5 protein-coding genes and 2 pseudogenes are annotated in these 7110 nt (G+C 59.9%); 2 read left to right on the top strand and 5 right to left on the bottom strand.

Going from position 1 to position 7110, the window contains the following annotated elements; all coding sequences use genetic code 11:
- The 4 genes and pseudogenes from ACVWZ1_RS00925 to ACVWZ1_RS00910 form a co-directional block, all read right to left on the bottom strand.
- Nucleotides 1-152, bottom strand: a 152-nt coding sequence (locus ACVWZ1_RS00925) for a transposase (RefSeq protein WP_457502288.1), incomplete at its 3' end; no start/stop codon positions are given.
- 91 nt (nucleotides 153-243) lie between these two features.
- Nucleotides 244-999: pseudogene (locus ACVWZ1_RS00920) on the bottom strand (helix-turn-helix domain-containing protein); the annotation flags it as partial.
- Nucleotides 887-1429: pseudogene (locus ACVWZ1_RS00915) on the bottom strand (IS607 family transposase); the annotation flags it as partial. The pseudogenes ACVWZ1_RS00915 and ACVWZ1_RS00920, both read right to left, overlap by 113 nt.
- A 73-nt stretch (nucleotides 1430-1502) precedes the next feature.
- Nucleotides 1503-2885, bottom strand: coding sequence for a nicotinate phosphoribosyltransferase (locus ACVWZ1_RS00910; RefSeq protein ID WP_414357891.1), 1383 nt, complete (start codon nucleotides 2883-2885; stop codon nucleotides 1503-1505).
- 318 nt (nucleotides 2886-3203) lie between these two features.
- Between ACVWZ1_RS00910 and ACVWZ1_RS00905 the strand changes: the two genes are divergently transcribed.
- Both ACVWZ1_RS00905 and ACVWZ1_RS00900 read left to right on the top strand, forming a co-directional pair.
- Nucleotides 3204-4265: an isochorismatase gene (locus ACVWZ1_RS00905; protein WP_457502286.1), complete on the top strand. Its 1062-nt coding sequence runs from the start codon at nucleotides 3204-3206 to the stop codon at nucleotides 4263-4265.
- A gap of 441 nt (nucleotides 4266-4706) precedes the next feature.
- Nucleotides 4707-6008, top strand: coding sequence for an ATP phosphoribosyltransferase regulatory subunit (locus ACVWZ1_RS00900; RefSeq protein WP_457502285.1), 1302 nt, complete (start codon nucleotides 4707-4709; stop codon nucleotides 6006-6008).
- On the opposite strand, the gene ACVWZ1_RS00895 is transcribed toward ACVWZ1_RS00900, so the two are convergent.
- Nucleotides 5983-7110 (bottom strand): DNA polymerase III subunit delta', encoded by a 1128-nt coding sequence (locus tag ACVWZ1_RS00895; protein ID WP_457502284.1) that lies wholly within the window; start codon nucleotides 7108-7110, stop codon nucleotides 5983-5985. The two genes, ACVWZ1_RS00900 and ACVWZ1_RS00895, sit on opposite strands and share 26 nt — an antisense overlap.

Here is a 7110-nt window from a genome sequence, read left to right as displayed (position 1 = left end):
TGATAGATGGTGTACCATTTGCCATATCCTTCTGGGAGGTAGCGCCAAGGAGCACCGGAACGGGCTATCCAAAGAACTGCTTCAATAAACTGTTTACAGTTTGCTTCTTTCCCAATGTTAACTCTCTCTTCTGTCCGTAAAAAAGCCAATATCTTCTGCCGTTTGTTTTCATCTAAAAAACCAACTTCATCCTCTTTCCACCATAAATTATTCTCTCTATCTTAACATAAGATCAACACGACCTAAGTTCCTGATTTTTTGACGCAAGCGAAACGCTGCTTGCCGCATTCGCCTACGCTTTTGCCTCGGTGCCTGGCTCAGCCTCGATTGCAACTCATCCAGGTAGTGGCACAGCCGTGTTATCCGGCCAAAGTCGCCTTTGGCAATATCCACAAAACCTTCCCCATCAAACCCGGTGAGGAAAGTTCTCACCCCAGGGTCAAGCGCTATGATTCCCGTTGCCAACGAGCACTGCTCGTTCACAGGTTCAGGGAAGATGGCATACCACCTGTCTTTCACCCGCACTAGCTCAGTTCCATGTGCCCATTCTCTGGGCATCTCCTCGGATGCACGAAACGCCAAACCTCGGGTGAGTTTCGGATACCACGTCCCATTGCGAAAGTTGCCGGCGTTGAATTGCAGCGTATGCGACCTGTCCCGCACACTGCGAAACTTCGCGTCTTTGCTCCGGCGAAACGCCAACCACGCCTCGATGACCGCGTTCTGCTTGATGTGGCAGGGGGCGTCCTTCACCCACCGGGGCAGGTCGGAGTGCAGGATGATGTCCCGCAGCTTTCTAGCCGTTTTTGGGGCACCGTGCTGGCACTGATGGGCAATCGCTTGGTTGTAGCAATACCGGCACGCTGCTTGCCAGTGTTTCCACACCTTAGCCAGAGCGGGTTCGGGATAAATCCTGATCTTCCTGGATTGCAGTTCGGTACTTCCTGAGTCCGCTGAGCCGATGACTGAAGCCGTGCAAAATGGCAAGAATATCCTCAACCCATTCCTGTTGGGGAGAGTGGTCTTGGTGATTGAGAACCACGTTTGCGTCAGCGGAGCGGAGCTCTTTCTCGAACCCGTGTTGACGGCAGTACCAGGCAACAAGCTCAAATCCAAAGCGGCAGAGGCGGTCTTTATAGGCGACCACAAGTGTGCCGACATCTCCTGCACCGATTCGTTCCAGTAGGGCAAGGAACCGTGGTCTTTGGAAGTGGAGACCGCCGCCAATGTCTCCGACCCCTTCGGCTCCAGAATGGAGGCTAACCAATCGAGCAATCTGTCGCTCCAAGTCGGGTTTTTGCGCTCGGCTGATAACTCTGGCGTAGAGAACAATGTGCTTCTGCTTTCCGGGTAACTTGATGTAGCTATCGAGGTCATATCGCCTTGCTCGTCCTGAAGGTGTTCGTACTGCCGACGAGCAACTTCTTTGGGAGTTACATATCGCGCCATGCTGAATACTATGTTCAGCATGGTTCAATGTTGCTTGGATTAGAATCCGCTCCTCAGGCAGTGCCCGCCGAGGCACAGTCCTGACCGAGGGTGTGGTCTTTCAACCGCTGCAAAGTTGCAGTCAGGGCCATGGGCCAGGGATCCGGCTGGCGCAGTTGTCGCACCCCCTGAGGCAGGCGCAGCACAGAAGCGCGGCTGGTGCGGGCAATGGCTTCCAAATCCGGCAAGGGATCCAGCAGCAGCCCTTTTTCCATGACTTTGCGCAACAGCGGTTCGTAGCCGGGGGGCGGGGGCTCGTCGGCATGGCCCAGCAAGTCTCCCTCGGGGCCGCGAAAGATCTGCTTGCGACCGGGAAGGGTGGCTTTGGCAAAGGAAGCTTTGGCCACCGGGATCCCGTTGATTTCCACCAATTTGTACACCCCGTTCACGCCTTCTCCGGTCACCAGGCGGGTGCCCACTCCATAGCCGCTGATGGGGGCCTGGGAGCGATGCAGGCGCTCGATCTCGTATTCATCCAAATCCCCACTGACGAACACCGGGGCTCCTTGAGGCAAAATCTGTTTCACCCGGCGAGAGAGATCTTCCAAATCTCCTGAGTCGATGCGCACCCCGCCGATTTCCCCGCGGGATCCCAGTTGATCCGGGCTTCCGGCTGCAAAAAGCTGGGCTGCCGTGCGCGCCCCTTGGATGGGGTCGTAGGTATCGATCAGCAGCGCAGCCTGGGGAAAGTAGCGCCGAAAGGACTGAAAAGCGCGGGTCTCATCTCCCGAAAGAGCGGCAATGGCCATCACCAGGGAATGGGCCATGGTTCCTGCCGGCTTGCGCCCCAATTTCAGGGCTGCCAAAACATTGGAGGTGGCATTGAACCCTGCCGCCAGAGCCGCCCGGGCTGCCCATAGCCCCGCCTGGGGCCCAAAAGCTCGCCGGGTGCCGAACTCCAGCAAGATGGCCTCATCCCCTGCTGCATCGCGCATACGGGCCGCCTTGGTGGCAATCAGGGTCTGGTAGTTAAAGGTGGACAGCAGATAGGTCTCCACCAGTTGGGCTTGCCAGAGGGGGGCTTCCACCCGCAATAGGGGCTGGTTGGCGAAAATGGCCGTTCCTTCCGGCACCGCCCACATATCCCCCTCAAACCGGCAGCGGGCCAGCAGATCCCAAAAGCGCTCCGGCGCATCGGCGAAAATGCCCGTTTCCCGCAGTGCTCGCAAAGCCTCGGGGGCGAAGCTGAGCTGCTGCAGGTATTCCACCGCCTGGGTGAGCCCCATGGCAATCAGATAGCCATAGTCGGTGGGCAGCCGCCGCACGAACAGCTCAAAGGCAGCGGGCTGAGCCTCTAGCCCTTCCCCCACATAGCAAGCGGCCATGGTGAACTGGTACAGATCGGTTAGCAAGCCATAGTCTTGGGGCTGCAACGACGAGAAATCAGGGCTCAACATGAAAAAACCTCAAGGCAGAAGCCGATGGGGAGCGATGGGATCGAGCAGAGAGCTGTCGCCAAGGTTATAGTGAAACTTACCATAAGTAAGCCTGCCTGTCCGGGATCCACCAGAAGCACCGCAACCCCCGAAAAGCTCGAAAAATCGGTCTCAACAAGACGCCAAATCCAAACTTAGCCGAGAACACAGGCGGCCATCTGGACAAAACCTCTTCCCCAACTTATAGTGAAACCAACCATAAGTACCAGCCCGACTTCCTTTAACCTTAGATCAAGCTTGTGCAAGCCTGGTCAATCCAGCCCCCACCGGGAGAACGCCATGAATGCCACTCTACAGGAGCTAACGGTTGCGGCTCCAGCGGGCCTTCCCCCCCACTTTGATCCGGAGCGGGTGGGAGAGATTTGGCGCGTGCCCTACCAACAGCGGGCAGCAGAAGCCGAGCGCTGGGCCAAGGAGCAAGGGATCCCGCCGGCGGAGGCCGATCAGGTGCGGGTGGGCTTGTTGCTCATTGATGTGCAGAACACCTTTTGCATTCCCGGCTTTGAGCTGTTTGTGGCCGGTTCCAGCGGGTTGGGAGCGGTGGAAGATAATCGCCGGCTTTGTCAGTTCATCTACCGCAATTTGGCCTGCATCACCCAGATTGTTGCCACCCTCGACACCCACACGGCCATGCAGATCTTCCACCCCGTCTTTTGGGTGGACGCACAGGGATCCCATCCTGAGCCGGCCACGGCCATTTCGGCAGCCGATATCCGCTGCGGGCGGTGGCGGGTGAACCCGGCTGTAGCCGCCAGCCTGACCCAAGGGGATCTAACCCGGTTGCAGGTCTACGCTCTGCATTACGCCGAGCAATTGGAGCAGGGGGGGAAATATCCCCTCATCGTCTGGCCCTACCACTCCATGCTGGGGGGGATCGGCCATGCCTTGGTGCCGGCGGTGGAGGAGGCGATTTTCTTTCACGGCATGGCCCGCCTTAGCCAGCCCAGCCTGCAGCTCAAGGGAGCCAACCCCTTGACGGAGAATTATTCCGTACTCAGCCCGGAGGTCTTGACCGGGCCGGAAGGGGATCCCATCGACGAGAAAAATGAGCCTCTTATCCGCCACCTGCTGCAGTTTGATGCGCTGATCGTGGCTGGCGAAGCCAAAAGCCATTGCGTGGCCTGGACGGTGAGTGACCTGCTGCAGGAAATCCAAGCCACGGATCCCAGCTTGGCCAAGAAAGTTTATCTTCTGGAGGACTGCACCTCGGCGGTGGTGATCCCCGGCGTTGTGGATTTCAGCGAACAGGCGGAGGCCGCTTTCGCCCGCTTTGCGGAAGCAGGAATGCACCGAGTACGCTCCACGGATCCCATCCGGGAGTGGCCTGAGTTTCCGCTCTGAAAGACTTATACAACACCGAGCAAAAGCGGACTTTCGCGCAGGTTGATGCTTTCTTTTTGCTTCCACGACCCATGGCCAGTGGTAGAGCTCACCTCTACCACCCCGCCAAAGGGATCTCCCCAGGCGCGACTTCCCCGCAAGCTGCAGGTAGTTGCTCCTCGCTCTGAAAGAGCACACAGGCTGAAGGTGGAGCAAACTTTAGCCTAGGCGAAATGCCTACAAAAAATGTGCCAGCCAGCTCACCGGTTTGGCCAATCCACGTCAAGCTGCTATCGCCCAGACCAACAACGTCTGTCGGAAGGTTCGTCAGCGAGGTTGAGCATTGTGCTGCAAGCTAACCGATAGCCCGGTAAATCGAGGACTAGAGGGAAGCCCAAAGATCCCGGTCGATCTCCCTTCCAAGTGGTAGGATGCGGCAGGACAGCCTGTCGGAGTTGCCCTGTGTACAATCGCGTTAGCGGTGCGGAGCACTCTCGCGTCAGCGGTGCGGAGCGCCCTGAAGCCAGTTCTACCGTCTCCAGCAGCCTGCGCCCCCCCAGCGGTGCCCGGGATCTCCTGCCGCGGGAGGTACAACGGCGGGAGAAGCTGGAGGCTCAGCTTACCCAGGTTTTCCGACGCTACGGCTACCAGCGCATCATCACTCCCACCCTGGAGCGGCTGGAAACGCTGCTGGCGGGGGGATCCATCCGTGCCGAGTCGGTGCTGCAATTGCGGGATGGCGAAGGGACGATGCTGGGGCTGCGCCCCGAGTTGACCGCTTCCATTGTGCGGGCGGCAGCCACCCGTCTGGCCGGTGGGCCCTTGCCGTTGCGGCTCTACTACCACGGCAGCGTTTTTCGCAACAGCCGCCGGGAGGAGGGATCCTACAGTGGCCAGGAGTTTTTCCAGTCGGGGGTGGAGCTAATCGGGGCAGGGGGATGGCTGGCAGATGCCGAGATTCTGCTGCTGCTGGCCGATTGCATTCGCTCGGTCGGCATCTCCTCTTGTGAGTTCTCTTGGACGCTGCTGCTGGGAGATGTCAGCCTCACCGAAAGTTTGCTCAGCGCCGTTGCCCCCACGGCCCAAGCGGCAGTACGCCGTGCCATTGCCCAGCTCGACTACGTTTACCTGGAATCGGCTCCTCTGCCGGAAGCCGCCCGCCAAATTGGCTTGCAGATTCTGGGGCTGCGGGGACAGCCCGGCCAAGTTCTTTCTGACCTGGCTCAGTTGCCTGTGCCGCCTGAGCGGCTGCGGGATCTGCGGCAGCTCTGCCAGGTGCTGGAGGAACACGGGGTGCGGGTGGTGCTGGATCTGAGCTTGTTGCAAACCCTGGCCTACTACACCGGCATCGTTTTTCAGGCAGTGGCAGGCGGGGAGATCATTGCCTTGGGGGGACGCTACGACCGGCTGCATGCTCTCTACAGCCCTCAGCAGGTCGAACAGCCGGGGATCGGCTTTACCCTTCTGCCGGATACGCTGCTCCGGCTCTTGCCCCCCGACCCCAAAACCGAGGAGATGGGCTGCAAACGGTTGGTGGTGCCCCTGGTGCCGGCAGGGATCCCGGCGGCGCTGGCCTTGGCCGCCCGCTGGCGAGAAGAGTGCTCAACCGCACCGCTGACGCGAACGGAGGCGGTGGAGCTGGAATTGCTGGATCGAGCTCCTGAAGAGATAGAAGTCTATGCTTGCCAATGTGGGATCCCAGAGATCGCCTGGGTACAGGCTGACGGCAGCTACCACATCACCCACCCAGACTGTTCGCGCTAGCGGGACGGAGTCCTTCGTTGGCCAGGTTGACTTCCCAACAGAGGCGTGGCTGCACCGATTGCAGCAGTTGTTGGCGAATGCGTTCCAACTGCCGGATGGCGCTCTGCACCCCTGGCGCAAACGGCTGACGGGATCCCTGCGCCCAAAAATGCTGCTGCAAATAATCGATCAGCCACAGTTGTGCCGGCAGCTCCAAACTGGCCACCGCTCTGCCCAATTCCAATGCCTGCTGGAGAGAAGAGTGCCAGGGCCAACGTTTGAGTTCCTCAAGGAGCGACGGCGGGATCTGCTGCAGGTGCTGGTGGGCCAGCAAGGCCAAGCCGGGGCTGCCCTGGGCCAAGGCAATCAGCTCGGATCGAGGGATCCCTGCCAGATCTGGGCAACCCAACCCACTCAGCACCCGGTCGACCTCTTCTGGGCTGAGGCGGCGAAAAGGCACCATCTGGCAGCGGGACAACAGCGTCGGCAACAGCGAGGCCGCCTGGGGGGCGATGAGTATAATATGGGCTGGGCCTGGCTCCTCCAGGGTTTTCAACAAAGCATTGGCAGCGCTTTCCGCCAAGGTTTCGGCTCCCTCCAGCACCACCACCGCTCCCGTTCGCGTAAGCGGGACGGAGTCCTTTCGCGTAAGCGGGACGGAGTCCTTTAGCGGGGCGGAGCCCTTTCGCTGGGCTCGAATCGGCTTGCGGGCACAGAAGCGGGATACCCCCTGCACCTGCTCCAGGCGAATTTGGGGCGGCGAGCGCCGTTGCAAGGTTTGCGCCTCCGGGGAGTCTGCCGCAATTAGGCGGCCTTGGTGCAGGTAGGTGGGGCTGACCCAGTGGAGATTGGGATGGTTGCCCGCCAGCAGCCAACGGCAGTGGGAGCACTTGCCGCAAGGGATCCCGGAGCTGGATTCGCACAAGAGGGCCTGGGCAAACCAACGGGCCATCAGCTTCCGCCCCACCCCTTGGGGGCCCAAGAAGCAGTAGCTGGAAGTCACCCGCCCCTTCTCCAGGGCCGCCACAAGCAGTCGTGCCGCCATCTCCTGCCCGACAATGTGCTGTGGAGGCAAGACCTTCATCCGCTTGACGGTCTCGGCGCTCGGACGGAGTTCTGGCAT

Source organism: Thermostichus sp. MS-CIW-25, from assembly GCF_054060015.1.
Note: the sequence above shows the minus strand (reverse complement) of the source record. Positions and strands in the feature narration are given on the sequence as shown.

Bases quoted from the DNA above. Each gene is read 5' to 3' on its own strand.
- ACVWZ1_RS00895 (WP_457502284.1), bottom strand. From the start codon at position 7,110: ATGCCAGAACTCCGTCCGAGCGCCGAGACCGTCAAGCGGATGAAGGTC.
- ACVWZ1_RS00905 (WP_457502286.1), top strand. From the start codon at position 3,204: ATGAATGCCACTCTACAGGAGCTAACGGTTGCGGCTCCAGCGGGCCTT.
- ACVWZ1_RS00910 (WP_414357891.1), bottom strand. From the start codon at position 2,885: ATGTTGAGCCCTGATTTCTCGTCGTTGCAGCCCCAAGACTATGGCTTG.